The organism is Carboxylicivirga mesophila (assembly GCF_018271975.1).
Taxonomy (GTDB): Bacteria; Bacteroidota; Bacteroidia; order Bacteroidales; family Marinilabiliaceae; genus Carboxylicivirga; species Carboxylicivirga mesophila.
On record NZ_JAGUCN010000011.1, the window covers coordinates 112,770 to 135,403 of the forward strand.

A 22,634-nucleotide genomic window follows, 5' to 3' on the forward strand; every position below is an offset into this window, starting at 1 on the left:
ATACCAGTTGTGCTTAAGAATGTCGCACAAAAAAAAGGGATGACAACCCATCCCCTTTCATAATATATAGTGCTTCAATTACTCTTGCTCAGCAAGGAATCGCTCTGCATCGATAGCTGCCATACAGCCAGAACCAGCTGCAGTAACAGCCTGGCGATACTGATCATCTTGCACATCACCACAGGCAAATACGCCAGGAACGTTTGTTTTTGATGTTCCCGGTACAGTTTGAATATAACCTACATCATTCGTATCAATGTAATCTGCAAAAATGTCAGAGTTTGGTTTATGACCAATACCCAGGAAGAAACCATCAATTGCAATTTTCACCTCTTCCTCTTCTGGCGTACCCATATTTTTAACCAAGGTAGCACCTTCTACCACTCCGTCTCCAAACAATCCTTTTGTTTGATGCTTCCATAACACCTCAATATTAGGCGTCTTTAAAGCTCTTTCCTGCATTACTTTTGATGCCCTGAAAACATCACGGCGTACAATCAGATATACTTTATTACACAAACCAGCCAGGTACATGGCCTCTTCAAGTGCAGTATCTCCACCACCCACTACAGCTACATCTTTGCCGCGATAGAAGAAACCATCACAGGTAGCACAAGCAGATACGCCAGACCCTGCGTATTTAGTTTCATCAGGTAATCCAAGATATTTGGCTGTTGCCCCGGTAGCAATAATCAAAGCCTCAGCTTCCACTACTTTGTTACCATCGATTGTAATTTTAAAAGGACGCTCGCTTAAATCAGCAGCAGTAGCCATACCAAAGCGTATATCGGTACCAAATCGCGCTGCTTGCTTTTTTAGGTCTTCCATCATTTCCGGCCCCGTTACTCCCTCAGGATATCCAGGATAGTTTTCTACTTCTGTAGTAGTGGTTAACTGTCCTCCCGGCTGCAGTCCTTCATACATAACCGGATTTAAGTTGGCGCGTGCAGCGTATATAGCAGCTGTATAACCAGCCGGGCCAGAACCAATTATTAATACTTTAACCTTTTCTGTTTCACCCATTACTTTATTCTCATCTTGTGGGGCATCCAGGTTTTCCATTTTTCCAAAAAGAGCCATAATATCTAATTATTAATATTTCTGAATAAGTTGTAAAACTACAAATTTTACACATCCCTTTCAAAAGATGTGCCGTATCTTAAATATGACATTTCACACGCAATAATGACAGTTAATCCTTCTGCTAACTGACACTTAGAATCGATGTATTGGCAAAGTCACTTTTCAAAAACCAACGAGTCACTATCAAAGTTCATTCCGGATACTAAACCTAATCCATTTTGGATGTTGGTATGAATTTTAACAGGTTCAAATACCGGCAGTCCCTCGTAAAATCCCCCATAGCCATCTGCTAAAATAATGGAACGAAAATAGCTGTAGTAATCAAATGTATGGTGATAGAGATAATAAGTTATGCGTATCTTATCTTCGTAATAGTCAAAAAACAAGTTGTCGCGAGGTATATAGATTGTTAGTTCATACGTTTTACCGTCTATAATCGCATCTGTAAATAAACCCTGAAAATCAATTCCTGGCAAAAGACTTCCACTTTGATCGCCCTGGCTAAACACAGCATCATCCTTGTCGTAAATGATGGTTTTACGGGTATAATAAGGATCGCTTCCAATTGTCCCCCACCCTTCTCTGATAACCAATAACTGATAGAAATTATTCTGACCTCCAGGATCCTGAAACCGAACTTTTGACTTAAGCATCTGTACTGTGCCATTATCAGCCACATCCTGCACAACCGATAATGTATCTAGATCCAGAATATTTATTGCTTGTGGTATGTATGACTCAGCCTTCACTGTGTCACCATTTAGCTCATACGCATTGATTCGCAAATTATCCCCGGACCTAAACGTAAATTCAGGCCATTTACTCCAGGTGGTATCCGATGGCAGAATGTAAGCACCCTGAAAGTTATCATTAACAAAAAGCTGAAAGCGACCTTTTTCAACCTGCCCAAAATCCTCTACTGAAAGAATACTTCGGCTTTTACTTAAATGAAAGTTAAGCGTACTATCCGGATAAATAAAAGCATACATAACCAACTTATCAGACTGTGTATTAAGGTCAAGTTCAATGTCCTTTTCACAGGCTAATACGCCGATAGTTAGTAATATTATATATAAGCGCTTCAGCAACATTTTAAAATTTTACGGTATATCTGACATAAGGAATTGGGATTGGAAAGAGACTAAACTGCTTTAATGAACGCGTAACCTCTCCTGTTTGCTCATTCTCACTGTCCGCAAAATACAAAAAGAATGGATTCTGACGGCCATAACTATTCATGACACCAACACTCCATAACCGACTCCCCCATCGTTTCTCCTTCTTAAAATTAAACCCAATATCCAGGCGATGAAAGTTAGGCATGCGATAACTATTACGCTCATTAATCAATTGATTATAGGTTGCATTACCATTGGCTTCAGCAGTAGGCAACTGGGGAGCATAGTATTTGGTCTCAGGAAGAGTTATCGGATTACCCGTTCCAAAAGTCCAGGTAACGCCCATATCTACTTTTTTCGAAAACTGATAGGTTGAATAGATGGAAATATCATGCGTCCGGTCAAAATTAGCTGGGAATGCCTTACCATTATTTAGTTCATCAAACTGATTGGTAGATTTCGAATAAGTATAGCCGAACCAACCTGTTAAATTTCCCATTTTACGATGAACCAACAACTCAAAACCATATGACTCGCCATTGCCAACCGTCAGTTTACTCTGCCAATCAGAAGCAAAATCGAAGTAACCAGTTGTTTCTTTATAAGCAAGTATATCCTGTAGTTTTTTATAATATAATTCTAATGACACATTAAATCCTTTACTAATCTCATACTCAAAACCAAGTGCATTTTGCGTAGCGCGCATTGGGGCAATTTGATCTGATACAGGCAGCCATAAGTCAGTAGGCATTGCTACTGTTGCCGTACGAAGCAAATGCATATATTGTGTCATTTGGCTGTAAGCCATCTTAACTGAAAAATTGTCTTTTATGAGAAACCGGGCTGATAAACGTGGCTCGGCAGACCAATAATACTTACCGCTTTCTGTTTGAAATAAGGAAAAATGCCCTCCCATATTCACCTTTAACCTGGGCAGCAAATGAAAATCATCTTCCACATAAAAGCGAAACTCAGGACGATGCATGGCCGTACCTCCAAAGGTAGTATCAACAGGTGTTGAACCAGCAATTTCTCTCAACACCACATCTATACCCGGATAGAATGTGTGACTAATTGCACTGCCGCCAAAACGCACATAATGCTTAGGTGATGGCATATAGTCCAAATCAATTTTGGCACTTAAATCACGAATACCACTATAATAGTTTTGACTACCTTTACTCCAAACACCATCCGACATATAGTTTAGGGTTTGATCAATAAAGAATCGATAATCGCTATAAGCCAAAGTGGTATTAGCAAATAGCTTATTACCAAAGGTATGAATCCAACGAACTGAACCGACATAATTCCTCCATCCAATGTCACTTTCATCATATGTTTTTACTGTCTGTTCAGTTTGCTTTCCATCAGGTGACTCTACCGGAATAAACTGTTCATTATAGGATATACCATACTGATCCTTGCCAAGATAAGCACTAAAATACAAGCGATCATTATCAGAAAGTTTATAATTTAGTTTGGTATTGAAATCATAAAAATAGTAACGGCTTTTATCGACCTCCTTCAGCTGCCATACACTGGTCAGCACATCAAAGTATGTGCGTCTTAACGAGACCGAAAATGATGACTTATCCTTAATCAACGGCCCCTCCACCGCCAACTTACTCGACAACAGCCCAATACTTGCCACACCTTTAAAATCTTCATTATTACCATCGTACATTCGTATATCAATAACTGATGACAGACGTCCGCCATATCGTGCCGGAAACCCACCTTTGATGACCCTTACATTATTAACCGCATCAGCATTAAAGATGGAGAAAAATCCAAGTAAGTGACTGGCATTGTATATTGGCACATCATCCATTAGTACCAAATTTTGATCAGGACCACCACCACGTACATACAATTCACTAAAACCTTCACCTCCACTCTGAATTCCGGGTAAAAGCTGAATACTTTTTACTATATCAACCTCGCCCAGATATACAGGCACCTTTTTAATCTGTTCAATAGGCACATCAATCGTTCCGGTACGTGTACTTTTAACAGCTCCGGGCACTCGCTCGCCAACTACCGCAATTTCGTCTAATTCGGCCTTTGGTTCCATCATAAAGTAAACAGTTGTATCTCTTTCCAGATTTATGTAATGATGACCATTTTTATAGCCTACATAAGAACTGCTTAAATGCACAAAACCCTTTGGCATACTTATACTGAAGAATCCAAAGTTATTACTCATAGTACCTAACAGCAATTCAGGCTCATATACATTGGCCTGAATTAAGGCTTCCTTCGAGCTACTATCCAATACATAGCCCTTAATTACAAACTTTTGAGGCTCACCATCGATTGGTTGTATGATAATTTTAGAGCCTCTGACAATATAATTAGATGGACAATTAATAAACAAGGCATCCAGCAGCTGACGAACAGTTGGCAATTGCATCGTCAACTGATGTTCTTCTTGAAAGCACAGCTGGTTACTATAGCTAAATACAATGTTGGTTTGCCGCTCTATTTCTGACAAGAAATATTGGGTAGAGCCGGTTGTTGTAGATAATTCAACCTGCTTGTATAAAACATTTTGCCCATTCAAACTGGGGTTAACCAGCAGAATGAGCAAAACAAGAAGTGTGCTTTTATAAATATGGTTTAAGATTATTGGCATAAAAAATTAATCACCTCCGAAATTAATCAGAGATGACCAATTTGTTATCATTAATCTCAATTTTTTTCTTGAAATGAATTCTTAACTCAACTAATACATCCTCTAGCGAAGGATTAGTAAAGCGAGTGGTAATGAATAAATCACTTTCAGATGCCTTATTTTCAAAACCATGCAACTCCGAAAAGTGGTCCACAACAGTCTCCAACACTTCATCCAATGAGGCCTTATCGAAAATTATTGTTCCAGTCTTCCAGGCAATACAGTTCGATGAATACAACGGGCTCTTAACTATTTTATCATTAGACAGCACTGCTCTTTCACCAGCAGACACCTCAACCTTATCTGTTCCGGAAGTAAACATTACACGACCTTCGGTGACCGATAAAGTAACAGTATTGTTACGCCTGTTCTCATCAATATTAAACTCAGTCCCCAGCACTTTAACTTCCGCATCTCCTACTTTCACAACAAAAGGTTTCTCTGGATTTTTGGCCACTTTAAAATAAGCTTCTCCACGAAGTTTAAGTTTACGGGCTTCACCTTCAAAATCCTTTTCATATGCCAGATAACTATTTTTATTTAATGAAACTTCTGATTGATCAATTAAAACAATACTATCTACCTCACCATCAGTAACAAAAGCCTCCCACTTTCCAAAACCCGGTACTGATTGATGCAAAGTGTATGCAGCAATAATAACCAGAGCTGGTATCATCACAGCAGCAAACCTCATCAGCTTACGCTTAAACGAAAGCTTAATAAGTTTTGATTGCATGCCTACCCTGGTTTTAAATTTCTCAAAATCGCAGTCCACATCTAGGGAGCGAAAAGCGGCCAGAGCACAAGAATTATCCCAAACTTTTTGCATTTGGGTAAAGTAGGCAGCATTATCGCTGGACTGTTGTTGCCAATCTGCTAACACATGCTCTTCCTCTGCTGAAATATCTTCAGCCAGATACTTAACAATCAGTTCGTCAATATGCTTATTTTGCTCATTCATTTTTTCTCAGTTTCATCATTAACAATTACATCGTTGCTTTCTGCAATGACAGTATCATTAATGAAAATCCATCACACCAAAAATATTTGGCACCTCAGCTTGAGTTTCCTCCACCTTTTCAGCAACAGGTTCTTTTACTGGCTGCTCAGCTATTTGTTTCGCTTCGGCTTTCACCTGTTTCTCATCTACCGGAGAAAGCAAGTCTGCTAATATTTGAAATACAAATTCCATTTCTAAATGCCTTTTAAGGTTACAAACTCTTTGTGTCGTATACTATGACAACTAAGCTTCACGACACACGTAGTTGTAATTGTATTTTTATTTAAAAAAGAACAATAACAACCAAATCCAAGTCTCAAGATACCCGGCCAATTGTGTTCTTAATGTCTTTAATGCTTTACTTATTTGTGTTTCTACCGTTCTTTTCGAAAGGTCTAACTGATCGGCAATTTCCTGATTGGTGTGTCCATCAAACCGACTCATCTCAAAAATACGCTTACACTGAGCTGGTAAAGTTTGAATAATAGAGAAGATACGCTGCTCCAGCTCTGTTTCCTCTAGTTTATCATCAATATAAGCTTCGTCGTTTTTGTGTGAGATGTAAATATTGGCATGATGATCACGACGAATTTGGGTATGCTTGATTTGGTTTAAACAACGATTACGTACACTCTGATATAAATGCGCTTTTAGCGACGAATGAATTTTTATCTCTCCCCGCTTCTCGTAGAAGTTAACCATCACATCCTGAACCAACTCTCTTGCCAGATCGTCATCAACAACCACTTTTCTGGCAAAAACAACTAACTGTGTATAATATTTCAGAAACAACTCTTTAAAAGCTGCTTCGCTCCCCTTCTCAATGCCTAGTAATAGATCAGTTTCAGTCACCTGGATTTTATGAATTATTGTGATGTCGAATGTGCGCTAGCAAAAATATAAATTAACCACTAATACTGATGCTATTGACTACTTAAATATCTTAAACAAGATACTGTTTTAACTTTTTTTGGATAACACTGGTTGTTCACAAACGGTTTTTGATTACCTTTGCGCTATCATTTTCGGGATGTGGCGCAGCCCGGTTAGCGCACTGGTCTGGGGGACCAGGGGTCGCAGGTTCAAATCCTGTCATCCCGACAGATACAAATAAAGCACTCTATTAAAGAGTGCTTTTTCTTTTATGATGAAACTCATTAGTTCAAAAATAGTGCAACCTGAAAATTTTATGCTGCACCATTGAAGTTTGTATGTTTAGCCACTAATCTACTTTTAAAATCACACCCTCTTTAGGTCTTCCATCTTTTGCTATTATGCTGATTTCGAAGGATTGTGATATCAACTTCAAGACCACAAATATTCCAATCAATTTTTAATATGCAAGCATTACCAACCTGCATTTAAGCGATGATAACTTCAACATGTTAAAAAAGAAGGCAACACCAGTCAAGTAATATCAAGCTGCCTTTTCAACCTGAGAATTTAATCCATGCCTTTATAATCAAACCAGTCAAAAGCAACCATTAGTTTGGACAATTTGCCATTGCTTGTGGCATACACGCCCACGCCTGGACCATTAAACTGGTTGCCATTGCCATCAGCAATAACCCGCAGGCTTTGAGTGCCACCAACGGGGTGCAAATCATCTTCTGTTTCCCCATAACTAAACTGTACATCTAAGCCACTGCCAGCTACGTGCAGCACCACCTCATCATTCGAATAGGGCACCCTTGCTATCTCGCTTGCCCGCCCTTTAAATGATTTGATAAGCACAAGCGAATCATTATCCTTCAATAGTTTATAGTGATTTTGGTTGGTGCGATATACAGTTAGGCCAGCCTGCTCATGGCCTTTGGAAGCTTTGAAACGCATTTGTGTTTTTGCTTCGAACTGATGGTGAAGTATGCGCTGAACAAGAATGGACGAATTAACCAGGCTATCCATTACTTCGGGGCGCAATTGTACTTTTAACTGACCACCTGAAACTGTGTAAAATGGCTCATGTGGTGTACGGATGGTGCACCATTTTAAGTCAAGCTTATCGCCTTCAAAATTATCTCGCACGGGTATTAATGCAAGCGGTGACCATGGTAAATCAGGACGTTTCTGCTCCATTAGCACTTTACCATGCCCCGGATTGAATACCGGTGTTTGCCCTTCAAACTCAACCCTGGCCAGAAAGGTTTCGCGGCCAAGGATGGTTTCCCTTTCAATACGACGCTTACCCAACATCACACACCACCATTCGTCATTTTGTGTTTGCACCAAATCGCCATGACCGATGGCATGCAGCGGGTAATCCTCTCCCATGTGCCGATGTGTTAAAACCGGGTTAATGTAATCAGCTATGTAAGGCCCGTTAACCGAATCGCTATGATGAACAGTGAGTGCATGATACATACCGGTTCCTCCTTCCGACACCATCAGCAGGTACTGGCCATTGATTTTATACAAATGAGGCCCTTCGGTGTAGGAAGCATTATTGGCATGCCCATAGGTGAGATTATGGCGTTTGCCCACCAGCTGTTGCTGCTCCAAGTCCAATTCCTGGTTGTAAGCCTCCGTCTGAGTGGGCCACTCTTCATCCTCAACACCCTGCATGCCTGTATAGTAGCATTTGCCATTGTCGTCCCAAAACAAAGAGGGATCAATGCCCGGAGCATCAGGTAACCAGACAGGATCGGACCAGGGACCGGCAGGATCGCTGGCTGTCACATAGAAATTCATCCCACAAGCCACGCAGGTATTGATGATGTAAAACATGCCATCGTGATACCTGATGGTTGGCGCAAACAATCCCAGTTTATCGGGCAGGCCGCTAAAATCAACCATCTCAGGCCTGTCAATGGCATGACCAATTAGCTGCCAATTGACCAGATCTTTACTGTGATAAATGGGCAATCCGGGAAACCATACAAAGGTTGAATTGACCAGATAATAATCGTCGCCCACTCTGCAAATGGATGGATCGGGATGGTAACCACTAAGTATGGGATTTTGAAATTTTGAGGGTGCATCCTGAGCTGCAACTTGCACTGCCAAGAAGCTTACTATTAATGTACTGATGATTGTTATTTTCATGTGTCTAAAATTTTATTTCTTAATGGTCACATGGAACTCGCCAGAATAGTCATGCTCCTGTGTGAGAAAACTTCTCTCATGGCTCGTTTCATATGATTATGTTTTTACCACATGGACCAATCAATTTATCAATGCTAATCCACTGTTTGATTCTTCGATTAAGATGTATGAGCCTGTCTTGCAAGCTTTAATCCATTCTAGGGTTTAATTGTTACGATGACTCTTTTATAGGCCGATAATTGTGGTTGACCTCTATCTGTTACTTTTAGAATAAAGTGGGCGCTTACCTCCTTATCTACTTCAGGTGCAGTAAAGTGGGCTTTGTAAACATTTTCGGCTCCATTGACCGCAATCACTTCGTTATAGCTGCCGGCTTCGGGGTAATTAAACCACAGGAAACTAACACTGTCCCCATCCGGTTCGAAGGTATTAAAAGCATCCAGCGTGAAATGCGTGCCCGACTGAACTGTTATCTCTTCGGGGTGTGACAAAACCGGGACAGGTGCATGATTAGCTTCATCATAGGTCTTCAGACACCAATCCATGCGAGCCGAAAAATCATTCTGAAAATCATCGCGCCACCGAATAATGGTTTCCTTGAATCCGCTAAATGTCTGCTCACCTTTTTTTACCGAACGTCCATATTCATTGTACACATATGGCGTATACGTATCAATCGCATTAGTCCAGATAGCTCTGGTTTCCGGCTCATTGACAACAATTGAGCCCCCCTCTTTGAGTTGAGAAAAATCGGACAGATACAACTCATAGCGACCGCCCCATCCGCCCCAATTGGGATGCTCAGCACTATTAAGTCCATTGGGTATTAATGACAGAAAAGCCGGCGTATCGCCTTCCATGCTCCAAGCCACATCCGGGTAAGCGGCTCCAAGCGGACCATGCCCCTGCTGAATATGTTCAGCCAGCCAGCGGTTACTAATGGTCGTGTTATTTATCCCATTAATGTAGCTGGCATTTACACCGGTCCAGGTGGCATTGCCATAGTCATCTCCCGGACTAACGATATAAAATAAGTCAGGAAAGTTATGACGAATCCAACTACCGCTATCATCCTGATCCGAAATGGTATAAACACGTAATTTAGCCATCAAGCGTTTGGCTTCTTTTCTACTTTTTGTTTTACGAATAGTGTAAAGCGCTTGTGCCAGCGTATTAGAGCCACCCCATACTGAAATCCATAAGGGACGTTTATCTTCTTTTTCTAACATCTTGATAATCCAATCAGAGCCTTCTGAATCCATGCCTTTACCTACTCCTTTCATACCATATACCGGCAAACCCTTTTTTACCAAAGAATACAATACCGTGGCCTGAGGAAAATCAGGGTGGTGCTGTACCAGATTAGCTTGCACCTTATCATAAGTCTTTAACACTTTGATAATGGATTCAGGATGTACCTCATTGCTCATCCAGCACGAAGTAGTGGCTACAATGCCTTCAATATCTATTTCGTTGGCATATAAAAGCAACCTTACCAGTGATTGTGTATCATCCGGGTCGGCCTCAATATCTGTTAAAACAACAACGCGGTGTTTCTCCTGCGCGTGTGCATGTCCCAACACCCCAACTAAGCAAGCTATAAACAGTAATACTTTCATACTATAAATAATCGTTAATCAAAAAACTATTGCGCATCAATAATGGCATCGGCTACTTCAGGATGCATCCAATCGTAGGTACGGCGGTTAATAATCCCAAACTGACCGGCACCTCCATTATCCCACCAGATTGGGCAAATGCCTCTTTCTAAACAGCCACGAGCAAAGTATGCGGTATGCCTTTTTCGGTCCTCCATATTATTATGGTTGAGGCTTCCCCATTCGCCCATCACCACCTGAATACCTTTTGAGATAAACCGTGTCACCAATCGATCCAGTTCGGCATCCATGGCCTTTTTTTCGGCATCGGTTCCCCAGCTGGTTACAAAGTCCGTCTCAGCCAATGCGAAGTGGTAGGGAAAGTAATTGTGAACTGAAACAAGCAGGTTGTGCGAATCGGGTAAGACCAAACCATCAATAGCCACCTGGCTTGATGATGCAGCATAGGAGGACACCATGATATAGCGATTAGCATTTTTACCACCTGAACTTCTGATAGCCTCCACGGCCACTTGATGAAACTGGTTAATGCAGTCGCGTCCTTCTGCTGTGCCACCTGTCCATTCTTCAGGTGAGCCTTTCAAACGGGTTTCGTTAAGTGTTTCGAATATCAACTGCCCGCCGTAGGCTTTAAAATGATCGGCTATCTGCGCCCAAACCTTTTCCAATTGCTGTTTGGATCGGTCGGCTTTGGAGTAAGTTGGTATCAACCACTCTTCATCGTGATGGATATTAATGATGACGTACATGTCATTATCCAAACCATAATTCACTACTTCTTCAACCCGCCTGAGCCAGCTGTCCGAAATGGTATAGCTGGGGCCAGGACCAATATGGTATTGCCAGGTTACGGGTACGCGCAATGTTTTAAACCCTTTGGCCTTAACCGCATCTATCAGGGCTTTTGTGGCTATTGGATTTCCCCAAACCGTCTCGTCTTTTCCTTTGGCATCTAGGGTGTTTCCCAAGTTCCAGCCCACCCCCATATCGGCGACCAGGGCTTTTGCAGTCAATTCATTATCATCATTTTGCGGATTTACCTCTGAACTACATGCTGTAATACTCACAATCAGCAGAAGGCACACTAAGATAGTTTTCATATTTCGTTAGGATTTATTCTGATTTACATTCATTTAAAAACCGAGGCTTGCTGTGCGGTTGAGCGGATTCCATGTGGCGAATCAAATACCTCCTTGCCCCACCAGGTAAGTGTTTCCCAATCGGTGTATTCAACCAGATCCAACCACTTGTTTTCGGCATTATTTCCGGTCCACGACCAGGCCAGATACCCCATGCCTAAGTCCTCGCAGCACTGCATTATCTGCCGATGGTTCACCATACAACCCAGGTTATTGTCGCCGTTATTAAAACAATAGCCAAACTCACCTACGATAAGCGGCAGTTCAGCTGCACTCACCTCTTTCAGCTTTTGCTCAATCACCTGCTCATCATTCCACGAGCCATACATATGAATGGAAAACAACAGGTTGTGCTGCGGGTCAAGCTCCACCAATTGCTGTCCATAGTCAATAATGGGCTGTATGTTCTGGCCCCATCCGGGGGCATCAATCACAATGGTGGATGTGTAGCCGGCCTCGCGCAAAAAGCTAATACATGGCCGATAAGCCTCGGACCAAACCGCTCCTGTGACTGAATGATCGCCCCACTCATTGGCAATATTCACCATCACATAGCGCTTATATTTTTTTAGCATCTGCATCATGTCTGCGGATGTAAAATACCTGGCCAGACTTAATAGCTTCATTGCGGATGTATCACCCGTAGCATCGTGTAGTTCCAGTATAGGGATCATCTTCAGATCGCCACAGCGCTGAATGATGCGCTCCAGCTTAGCGGGTGGCAGCGATGTTTCCCACACAATGCGCACACAGTTTACATCATGAGCCGCAATGGTGCTTAAGGCCTCATAGGATGGTTCTTCAAACCAGGCATGTGGCACATTAACACCTCTTATGATGAAAGGCTGACCATTGGCATCGAGCAAGCGCCCGGCAGCGGTTGTAAACCCATGAGACCTTATGCTTTTATTCTCTGAAGCACATCCGCACAACAATGCGATGGTCAGCATGGACACACCCATCCATATGGACACACTTAGTTTCATCATCACTACTTCTTAGGTGTTAAACGTAGCAGCATGATGTCGTGTGCACCTATCTCGCCCTTTAATTTAGCCTTGGTTGTTCCCCGTTTTTTATGAGCGTAAGCATCTCTTATGGTATATTCAATGGCATTAACCGACATTTCGCGGCCCGATAAATCATCTTTCACAGGATGCCATGCCCAATCGAAATCAAGTTGAAGGGTTTCCTGCCCCATGTTGATGAAAGCGATAGCCCATTCGCCATTGGCCAGGGGCTTTGCCCACACTTCCATGTCGCCTTCATTAGTATGGCAATAGGCCTGTATGCCAAGTGCATCCTGGTTGATGGCTATCACTTCTTTATTGGTAAGCGTTTTTATGGTTTCGTTAGAGGCGCTACGCAAATCATTACCCATGATTAAAGGCGATGCCAGCATGGCCCACATAGCAAAATGCACACGGTCTTCGGCCGGTGTCATGCCATTGCCCACTTCCATCATGTCAAAATCGTTCCAATGGCCGGGTCCCGAATATTTGCGAATATCTTTACGCAAGCGGATGATGGGCCACACACCCAAAGATGACCAAGTGCCATGGCCCACTGTGCAATCCCAGCAGTTGATAATATCGCCGGTAACACGCCACATATGTCCCATTTCCTCGCCCCATTTCCATGGCTCATTATCGCCCCACTCACAAATACTGAAAAGAATAGGTCGACCGGAGGCCTGCAATGCATCGCGCATGGTTTGGTAGGCGCCTTTCGCATTCAGGTTTTCGGTATCACACCAGTCATATTTCAGAAAGTCAACTCCCCACTCGGCATATAATTTAGCATCGATGTATTCAAACCCGCGGCTACCCGGATAACCAGCACAGGTGGTGGCACCGGCGCAGTTATAAATACCAAATTTCAGCCCTTTACTGTGCACATAGTCAACAACCGCCTTCATGCCGTTGGGAAACTTATCGGGATGCGGCACCAGGTTGTAATGCTCATCACGCTCCATGGCCATCCAACCATCGTCCAGCACAATGTATTCATAGCCTGCATCTTTCAGGCCTAAATCCACAAAGGCATCAGCTATATCTTTAACCAACTGTTCATTAATATCCGTTCCAAAGGTGTTCCAGCTATTCCATCCCATTGGAGGCGTCAAGGCCAGGTTTTCGGCTTTTTGTCCGTATGATGATACGATGATCATCATCATTACCATTAAACTACAAAATGTCTTCATAAAACTATCTATTAGTGATTTCATTAATCCGGCTGATGGCCTCCATCAAGGCCCTTGAATTGTGATAAGGACATTTCCAAAAGCCCACTTTGGGCAATGACCTGTCGGGCACTCCTTCCTGGCTCACTTTCCAGTACCATTCGCCCTTTGCCCGGTCAAGCTGATGCTTTTGTATAAAACGCCAGATTTTTTCGAGCGCAGATAAATATTTCGTGTTGTGTGTATGCTGATAAGCATCTAAAAGTCCCACCATGCCTTCAGCCTGTGGCCACCAATGCTTATCGGTATCCAGATGCTGAGCATCCCGCTCATAGAAAATACTGCCATCGGTATCAAAGCCCTCAACCATGGTGACATCCACCATTTTTACGGCCAGTGCCGTCATTTGCCTGAGCAAATGGATATCCTCAATGATATGAGCTGCTTCGGTGAGCAGCCAGGCGCCTTCAATATCGTGCCCATAGGATACAATAGTGGATTTCACAGTCCAGTCCATCTCAAAGAATAGCTTAAAATGACTGCTTGCTTTATCCACTATTTTATCGCTGAACACTGCTATTAAATCGCGTATTTTTTCTTTCAGACCGACATCGGGCCAGACCCGATATAAGTTGGTATAGGGTTCAATAATATGCAAATGGGTATTCATTGATTTGGGCTCATTGGCATCCTTTTCACTCAGTCGCATATCCTTTAAAGGCTGCCAATTGATGGCCAAAGCCTCAATGTAGCCGCCAAATTTTGAATCGTGGAAGTGCGCTTCCAACAACTCAAATAGCCGAATGGCATAATCGAGGCTCTTTTGATGGCCTGATGCCTTGAAATACTCCGAAAAACCATAAATCCCAAATCCCTGAGCATAGGCCTGTTTGCGGCTATTATGGACCGTTCCGTTGGCATTTAATGACCAGAATAAACCGCCATTTTCTGCATCCCAAAACTTGTTAATCAAATAATCATAGGCACGCTGCGCCAGCTTCAGGTATTCAGCTTGCCGGGTGAAATTATAGGCAGCCGAAAAGGTCCATAACAAACGGGCATTAAGAACAGCCCCCTTTTCTGCATTGTCAATTACTTTTCCTTCACTATCCATCTCACCTATAAAACCTCCATTCGCCTCATCAATGGCATTGGCCTCCCAAAAACCAAGCATCTGCTTCAGTTCCTCCTGCATCTCGGCCTTTATCCGGATATATATCGAAAAATCTTTCATACTATCGACTCAATCCTTACTATTCCATATCAATGCTTGATGAAAAACAGGAAGCCGGCAGGTGTTGCTCGTTAAACAAACCGGGTGTGGCGCTGCTGGTCCATGCAAATCGCACCTCAACTGGCTCCTTCACTTTTGAGGCATACACTTCCACCATATTTTTCTTAATACGTGCTTTGGCCGGATACCATTTCCCATCGCTGTTTTTAAGCTCGAACATCTTTAAAGCCTCGCCTTTGGCATGCAAGCCTTCGGCATGGCTAAAGTTGACAATGACTTTTTTGCCTTTAGTAGAAAAGGATTGATACATAGGGCCGGAAACGGGTAAGTTTGATAGTCCGTAGGTTTTGTTTAACGCCAGGTTGGCAAATCGAATGCCGGCTTCTAATTTATTTCGCGGATGAATATCAATGGTATCGCCAATATCGCTGACCACCACCATGCCGGTGCTTTCGATGACGTCCAACGCTCTTCTCTGCGCCTCCCGTACCTGTGCTCCAGAAACGGGTCCATAGCCATTCCAAGGTGCTATTTGCGCATAGTAAAATGGAAAAACGTTATTAAATCCATCCCGCCACGAATTGACTAATGTGGATAACATTTGCGTGTATGCTTTGGGATTGGCCGCATTGGTTTCGCCCTGGTACCAAAGCACCCCTGCTATGGCTAATGGCATCAACGGATGTATCATGGAATTATAGGCCCGGCCGGGCTCACGGGCACTCCAGCTCATTTCTTGAATTTTCTTCGACTCCTCAAGCAAATATTCGTGCTGAGTTATTTTTTCTTCGGGTATCCATATTTCAATGGGTGAGCCTCCCCAGGCTGTGTTAATCAGGCCTATTGGCACGTTTAATGAATCTTTCAGTGTTCGTCCGAAAAAGTATCCGATGGCACTGAAATCGAGCATAGTTTCAGGTGAGCATACCGACCACTTGCCTTGTACATCCAGGTTAGGAAACTCTGAAGCCCGCCGCCCAACAGTGAATAAGCGAATATTGGAGTGATGGGCATTTTTCACTTCCTCCTCCGCATTATCAAAGCCAAAGCGGGCATTCCATTCCATATTTGATTGCCCGGATAAGAGCCACACCTCTCCCATCAGCACATCTGATAAAGTGATTGTGTTGTAGCCCTGTATGGTAATGGTATGCGCCTGATGGCTGCCTTCAGGGGTAGAAAGCACCACTGACCAACTGCATTGATTGCTGGCCACGGTGTGTAATGTATCAGTGCTCCACGAGGTAGTCACCGCCACTTTTTCGGTAGGATTGCCCCAGCCCCATAACTTAACTTCACTGTTTTGCTGAAGCACCATGTGACTGTTAAAAATAGATGGCAGTGCAATATTGGCTTTAGCCTGTTGCCCCATAAAGGCAGCTAAAACAATCGCTATTAGTAGTTTTAGTGGTTTCATTGTCGGGAAATCTTCTGTTTTTTAATAAATAAGTGAGGCTGTATCCTTCACAACCCCACTTATTCTCTAATTTATGTTTCAATCCACTTGTTCTGATTATGGATACTCATATCCTTCGCGCTTATAATGGAAAAACCATGCTCCACTCCAAGGATCAGCTCCTGCCCCACCTTCTGGTGCGCACAATACCATTTCATCTTCGGTTAGTTTAACAATCCAGAATTCGTATTGAATCACATCACTTCCAATAATACCACAAGGAATACTGTGGCCGGTTAGCTTTATGGACCCTTGTGACCATTCTGCTCCGTCGGCATCATCCAGTATATTCTCACCTCCTAAAGCCATAATCCAGGCACCAGAACCTGTTCCGGGCTGACCAACTCCAGGCATTTCAGTACTAAAGTTTAACTGACCGTCCATGCTGAATGTCAGCTTATCCATGGGCGAGGCGCCTTTGTTTTCGGCAAACCAATCCATGGAAACCGTCCACCATTCACCTTTGCGACTGGCTCTCCAACCGCCGTTACCCCACACGTTGCCGCCGGCATAATCGTTATCATCGGCCCATACCCAAGTCTTTTCACGGGCACCATCGTGCTGAGCGATTAAAGCCCAATATGGATGCGCAAAAAACTCAGGATCATCAGCTGGTATGTTAAAATCAGTGGTCACTTCAACGCGCTCATCGCCACCAAGGAAATAGGTAGTGAGCGTATAGTCGCCTTTTAATGGCGCATCGAATGTTCCACTGGTGCCAGAACTTGTCCATCCATTTGAAGAGCTCCATGCTACAGTTAAGTCCTTAATACTTGTTGAACAGGTAACCGTGTTACCCACAACCTCCACTGAAATTGATTGCTTCAATTCACCAGCATCTCTGGCAGGCGCCAATGATTGTCGGTCTTCAATTGCATCACAGGCAGATAATACCACTGTGACCAAAGTCAGAATATATAATATATTTTTCTTCATCTTATTTTGTTTTTTTCACAGTTGATAAAACAGGTTACTTGGCCCAACCCGGGTTCTGAATTAAATTACCTCGCGACAAGTTAATTTCAGATTCAGGTAGTGGCAGAAAAGCCTTCGCTTCATCAAAATTTACGCTATACACATCATCAAGACCCAATAATTTCACCGGAGCACCATTGGCTGCTTCAATAGCTGTTTTTGCATCTCCCCAACGTAACAGATCGTAATACCTTACACCTTCAAGGGCTAACTCAATTCGACGCTCTTTCTTTATGTTATCCAGTGAATAGGCCACTTCATCCAGGCCTACACGAGCACGTACTTCAGTCAATCCATCAGCTGTACCAGTCAGTTCTGAATGCATTAGTAATACATCGGCAAAACGAATAATAATATCATCCTGCATATTCCATAGCTGATAGCTTTCTTCCAAACCACCAAACAGGTTATAATACATACCCTTATAAACCGTTTGCCCGGCGTCATTGGTGGTTGCGGTTAATATGGCCGAGTATTTCTTGTTGTAAAGACCTGTTTCGTCTCTGAACTGCCAGGCACCCCACTCATGCGAACCAACTAAAGCCGGATCGGTAGTTACATCAATAATGGTCATCTCTTGTCGTGGGTCACCCAACATGGCGGCATCCAGTAAAGTACTCACCTGACCTATGCCCCAACCCTGTCCATAAGGAGGATAATCGACGCCACCGCGCATTGAATTATACAACACTTGCTGGTTGGTATACGCCAGACGTCCTGGGTTACCTGGTCCGGCCCAATGCCCCTGGTTGGTATATTTGATGGCCCAAACTGTTTCTTTGTGACCATCTCCCGGCCATGGGATATCGTCTACACCATTATCATCTTCATCGACAAACAAATGTGCATAGGGCCAGTTACTGCGGAAATCGTCTAACAAACCATGACCACTATTATTGATACAGTCTTCTATCCACTCAACTACATTGGCCTTGGTGATGCCTCCTGGCAAATCTGAGGCATTATAATAACCCGTATAAAACAAGTAAACACGAGCCATTAGCGCTTCTGCAGCCCATTTGGTAGCACGTCCGCTGTTTTCATTGGCCCAGCCTTCTGTCCAGGCTTCATCAGGTAAATTTTCGATGGCGCCTTTAAGATCACTTGCAATCTGCTGATAAAGCTCTTCGTGAGAAGCCTTGCCCAGATATGCTAATTCTGTTCCCAGGTTTAAAGGCACTTCGCCAAACAGCTGTGCCAGACGAAAGTAATAATAGGCTCGTAGGAACTGAGCTTCACCTTTGTGTTGCTTTTGAAGAACAGCGTCTTCATAAACCGCTTTATCAAAATTATTTAGCAACATATTGAGGCTATAGATACCTGAGTATGATCGCTGATAAATATGTAAGTATCTATCCTCAGCCCTGTTCTTTTGCTGGTCAATATCCCAGGCCTCGGCATCACCTGTTCCGCCACCAGAGTAACAATCATCTGATAAAACATTAGCCAATAGCATCGGGTGATTGATACCCGCATCAACCGTCAGGCGCGAGTAGGCACCAATCAGCGCTTCATCCACATCTTTTGGCGTCTCGTAATAAGTCTCCAGGTTCTTTTCGTATAGGTTTTCCCTATTCAGAAATTCATCTCCACATCCTGTCATTAAGATAAGTGAAGCTGCTATAATCGATATATAAAGTATTTTATTCATATTTCTATTTTTTAAGCCTTAATTGATGTATCTATTGATTAAAACTTAAGGTTTAAGCCCACCATCATTGTTTTAGAAGCAGGATATAATCCCAGATCAATACCAGAAGACCAACCATCAGGTCCGTAACCTACTTCCGGATCCATTCCATCGTATTTGGTGAATGTAAAGTAGTTCTGAAGCGTGAAGTATAGCTTAGCTTCTGATAGCACTTTAAAGTCAGGCACTAGTCGTTTCACATCGTAGCCAATGGTAATGTTGCTGATTTTAAAATAATCGGCATCATGAATAAAGATATCTGAGATATACAAGTCATTGCGCTCATGCAAACTAGCCGTCAGGCGTGGCATTTTAGTAGATGTACCTTCTCCGTACCAGCGATCGAAAACAGCCGTTGTGGTGTTATCCCATTCTGAGTTACCCGATTGATAAGATTGTGCAATTTGATGACCAAAAGCACCATTACCTGTAACATTTAAGAATGCGCCTTTGTATTCGAAGTTTAACTGTAAACCAACGATATGATCGGGCATTGGCTGGCCTAACATCACTTTATCCTCATCATTAATAAGACCATCGCCATTTTGGTCAACAAAGCGTAAATCGCCCGGCACCTGATCTTCAAAATATTTCTCACCTGCATTATCAGCACCTGCAGGTGCTACGTATGCATTGGCTTCGGCTTCATTTTGAATAACCCCGTCTGTTTGATAGCCCCAGAAATAGCCAATAGGAAATCCTTCCTGGGCACGATACATTTCACCACTTCCCTGAGTCATCACATTTGATTGCCCGTGAATGATCTTTTCAGTATTGGCAATGGATGTTACTTCGTTTTTGTTATAGGAGTATGAAAGCGTTGCTCCGTATTTGAACTGGCCAACATTATCATTCCAGCCCAGTGACAATTCAACCCCGGTATTTTTTACATCACCACCATTAATCATCTGTCCACTAATACCATTAGAAGCTGGTACTGATGTCCAAACTAACCAGTCTTTGGTTGTTTTATCGTACCAATCAAACGAAACTCTCATTCGCGAGCTCAAGAAATTGGCATCAAATCCAATATTAAGCTGTTCTGATGTTTCCCAGGTAATATCTTCATTAGGAATGCGCGTTGGGTACGAACCGGTCAGGCGGGTACTTGAACCGTCACTGGAACCTTTATCACTACCAAAACCATACGATGCGTCATAGTATTCGGCATCTGAATCGTAATAACCCATGGTTGAAGAATATAAAAATGGTGAGATAGCATGGTTACCAACCTGTCCCCAACTTGCTCTGATTTTAAAGAAATCTAACCAGTTGGATGCACCTTCCATAAAAGAGGCGTTACTCATCACCCATCCGGCCGATACAGACGGGAATACACCCCAACGGTTTTCTTTAGCAAAGTTACTTGAACCATCCGTTCTTAACATGGCTGAGAACATGTATGTTTCGTTGTAATTCCACGATAAACGGCCAAAATATGACATAATAGACATGCCGTAATCATCATTACCTGAAGCAGAAACAATGGTTGGTGAATTATCTATGTAAGCATTATCCCATTTATTGAATAACGTTTCTTTACCTGTTGCACTCAGGTTGTAGGCAATTGGCGTATATTCAACACTATTACCTGCCATCATGGTAAAACTGTGATCTTCTAAAGTAAAATCATAGGTGGCCGTATTATCCCAGATGTATGAATAGCCTGACCACATATTTTGAGTGACCTGATCTTCACTACTTGTAACATTCGAACTTAAGTTGTAAGCAGGCGTCCAGCTTCTTCCACCACCCCACCACATATTAAAACCAATACGTGATTGAATACTCAGATTGTTTATTGGCTCTATCCGTAAATAAGCGTTACCAACCATTGTATTATTATCGTTTTCGCCATATTTGGTTAGGTAGTCCATTAAGGCGATTGGGTTAGCTGTTTGAGGAGCAAACCCGCTGGCATAGGAATAATCACCGTTATCATCATAAATCGACATAATAGGATGCATGCGAATAAAGTTACCCACGTCGTTCCAATAGATATTACCTGTACGAATCGAGTTATTTTTTGATTTTGAGTAAGTGAGGTTCTGACCTACTTTTACAATATCCCTTTGCTCATTTGAAAACAGGGTATGCTCGGTATTTAACCTAACTGTGAATCGGTTGTAGTACGAGTCGGATTGCTTACCCATAACACCATCCTGACTGAAATAAGAAAAACCAAGCGAATAAACGGATTTATCGCTACCACCCGAAATATTTAATGAGTGGTTCAGAATTGGAGCATTATCAACTTGCGCTTTGCCAAACCAGTCAGTCCCTTTCCATTCTCCACTTACAATCTGGTCGTAATTAGGTATATTATTAGCCCAGTCAAAAAGCGGCAAACCGTCATTAACACGGGCTTCATCTTTTATCAACATGTACTCTTGAGCTGTTAATAAATCAGGGCGTTTGTATATATTTTGCCATCCATGGTAACCATCATAGGTGACAGTTGCCTTCATATTTTTACGACCTTTTTTGGTGGTTACCAAAATCACACCATTTGCACCACGTGAACCATAGATAGCTGCAGAAGCGGCATCCTTTAACACATCCACGCTTTCAATATCGTTTGTACTCAGGTAATCAATATTGCCTTGTATCACACCGTCTACAATGTATAAAGGTTGAGAATTACCAGTTGTACCAATACCACGAATATACACCTTGGTACCAGCCCCTGGTTGTGCGTTATTTTGTACAATGTTCAGACCTGGTGTAATACCCTTCATAGCATCAAGCGCATTGGCTGTATTTAAAGCCTCCAGTTCTTCGCCCTTTACATTCAGATTGGCACCGGTTACCAGTTTCTTTTTAGTCGTACCATAACCCACTACCACTACCTCGTCCAGATCTTCGGTATCCGGCAATAACTGAACAGTTACAGTTGCTTGCCCTGTCACATTAATTACCTGGCGTTGAAACCCGATAAATGAGAAAACAAGGTTAACATCTCCCTCGGGCACTTTGAGTGAGAAATTACCTTCTACATCAGAAATTGTTCCTTGAGTTGTTCCTTCAATAATGATGGAAACACCCGGCAAAGGCTGATTTATATCATCCTTTACTGTTCCTGTTAAGGTCCTCTCCTGGGAGTACATGATATGTACCATCAGAAAAATGACAATAACACTAACTAATCGCAGATTTAAATTCATAAAAATTGTTTTAATTAATTGATTAGATTACTTATTGTATTTTCTACACTTTGAATTTTTAACAAATTTAAACACCTTACTAATTCATCGTTAATACTATTGAATCAATACCTTGTATTTTCGAAGCGAAGTGTAATGTGTGTGTTAGTGATTAAGCAAACGTTTATAAAATTCTATCTATTTGAACTTTGTTTTCTATACATTCCAAACCAAAGCTGATCTATTGCAACATCAAATGTCTGTTCTTTTTTACCA

Annotated in this window: 16 protein-coding genes and 1 tRNA gene; 1 reads left to right on the forward strand and 16 read right to left on the reverse strand. The window is 42.4% G+C overall.

Annotated elements, in window-relative coordinates:
- Positions 1-78: 78 nt before the first annotated feature.
- The 6 genes from trxB to KEM09_RS11045 form a co-directional block, all read right to left on the reverse strand.
- Complete coding sequence (gene trxB, locus KEM09_RS11020; RefSeq protein WP_212228295.1) at positions 79-1,080, reverse strand: thioredoxin-disulfide reductase; 1,002 nt, start codon at positions 1,078-1,080, stop codon at positions 79-81.
- Between the two features lie 158 nt (positions 1,081-1,238).
- Positions 1,239-2,174, reverse strand: coding sequence for a DUF4249 domain-containing protein (locus KEM09_RS11025; RefSeq protein ID WP_212228297.1), 936 nt, complete (start codon positions 2,172-2,174; stop codon positions 1,239-1,241).
- 1 nt (position 2,175) lies between these two features.
- Positions 2,176-4,839 (reverse strand): TonB-dependent receptor, encoded by a 2,664-nt coding sequence (locus KEM09_RS11030; protein ID WP_212228299.1) that lies wholly within the window; start codon positions 4,837-4,839, stop codon positions 2,176-2,178.
- Between the two features lie 22 nt (positions 4,840-4,861).
- Positions 4,862-5,839 (reverse strand): FecR family protein, encoded by a 978-nt coding sequence (locus KEM09_RS11035; protein WP_212228300.1) that lies wholly within the window; start codon positions 5,837-5,839, stop codon positions 4,862-4,864.
- Between the two features lie 57 nt (positions 5,840-5,896).
- Complete coding sequence (locus KEM09_RS11040; RefSeq protein ID WP_212228301.1) at positions 5,897-6,070, reverse strand: hypothetical protein; 174 nt, start codon at positions 6,068-6,070, stop codon at positions 5,897-5,899.
- An 87-nt stretch (positions 6,071-6,157) separates the two neighbouring features.
- Complete coding sequence (locus tag KEM09_RS11045; RefSeq protein ID WP_212228302.1) at positions 6,158-6,730, reverse strand: RNA polymerase sigma-70 factor; 573 nt, start codon at positions 6,728-6,730, stop codon at positions 6,158-6,160.
- Between the two features lie 174 nt (positions 6,731-6,904).
- On the opposite strand from KEM09_RS11045, the gene KEM09_RS11050 reads away from it, so the two are divergent.
- Positions 6,905-6,979 (forward strand) — tRNA-Pro (locus KEM09_RS11050).
- Between the two features lie 342 nt (positions 6,980-7,321).
- Here the strand turns inward: KEM09_RS11050 and KEM09_RS11055 are convergent.
- From KEM09_RS11055 to KEM09_RS11100, 10 genes are all read right to left on the reverse strand, one after another.
- Positions 7,322-8,920, reverse strand: a complete 1,599-nt coding sequence (locus KEM09_RS11055; RefSeq protein WP_212228303.1) for a glycoside hydrolase family 43 protein — start codon at positions 8,918-8,920, stop codon at positions 7,322-7,324.
- 197 nt (positions 8,921-9,117) lie between these two features.
- Positions 9,118-10,539: a DUF1593 domain-containing protein gene (locus tag KEM09_RS11060; RefSeq protein ID WP_212228304.1), complete on the reverse strand. Its 1,422-nt coding sequence runs from the start codon at positions 10,537-10,539 to the stop codon at positions 9,118-9,120.
- A 26-nt stretch (positions 10,540-10,565) separates the two neighbouring features.
- A complete protein-coding gene (locus KEM09_RS11065) occupies positions 10,566-11,639 on the reverse strand; it encodes a glycoside hydrolase family 5 protein (RefSeq protein WP_212228305.1) in 1,074 nt (357 codons plus the stop codon).
- Positions 11,640-11,668: 29 nt separating this feature from the next.
- Positions 11,669-12,667, reverse strand: a complete 999-nt coding sequence (locus tag KEM09_RS11070) for a cellulase family glycosylhydrolase (RefSeq protein WP_212228306.1) — start codon at positions 12,665-12,667, stop codon at positions 11,669-11,671.
- 2 nt (positions 12,668-12,669) lie between these two features.
- The gene (locus KEM09_RS11075) at positions 12,670-13,881 is read right to left on the reverse strand and encodes a glycoside hydrolase family 27 protein (protein ID WP_212228308.1); all 1,212 of its coding nucleotides are present in this window, start codon (positions 13,879-13,881) and stop codon (positions 12,670-12,672) included.
- Between the two features lie 4 nt (positions 13,882-13,885).
- The gene (locus tag KEM09_RS11080; RefSeq protein WP_212228311.1) at positions 13,886-15,094 is read right to left on the reverse strand and encodes an AGE family epimerase/isomerase; all 1,209 of its coding nucleotides are present in this window, start codon (positions 15,092-15,094) and stop codon (positions 13,886-13,888) included.
- Between the two features lie 19 nt (positions 15,095-15,113).
- Positions 15,114-16,511: a sialate O-acetylesterase gene (locus KEM09_RS11085; RefSeq protein WP_212228313.1), complete on the reverse strand. Its 1,398-nt coding sequence runs from the start codon at positions 16,509-16,511 to the stop codon at positions 15,114-15,116.
- Between the two features lie 96 nt (positions 16,512-16,607).
- Positions 16,608-17,486, reverse strand: a complete 879-nt coding sequence (locus tag KEM09_RS11090; protein ID WP_212228315.1) for a hypothetical protein — start codon at positions 17,484-17,486, stop codon at positions 16,608-16,610.
- Positions 17,487-17,520: 34 nt separating this feature from the next.
- Positions 17,521-19,176, reverse strand: coding sequence for a RagB/SusD family nutrient uptake outer membrane protein (locus tag KEM09_RS11095; RefSeq protein WP_212228317.1), 1,656 nt, complete (start codon positions 19,174-19,176; stop codon positions 17,521-17,523).
- Between the two features lie 38 nt (positions 19,177-19,214).
- Positions 19,215-22,379 (reverse strand): SusC/RagA family TonB-linked outer membrane protein, encoded by a 3,165-nt coding sequence (locus tag KEM09_RS11100; protein WP_212228319.1) that lies wholly within the window; start codon positions 22,377-22,379, stop codon positions 19,215-19,217.
- Between the last annotated feature and the right edge of the window lie 255 nt (positions 22,380-22,634).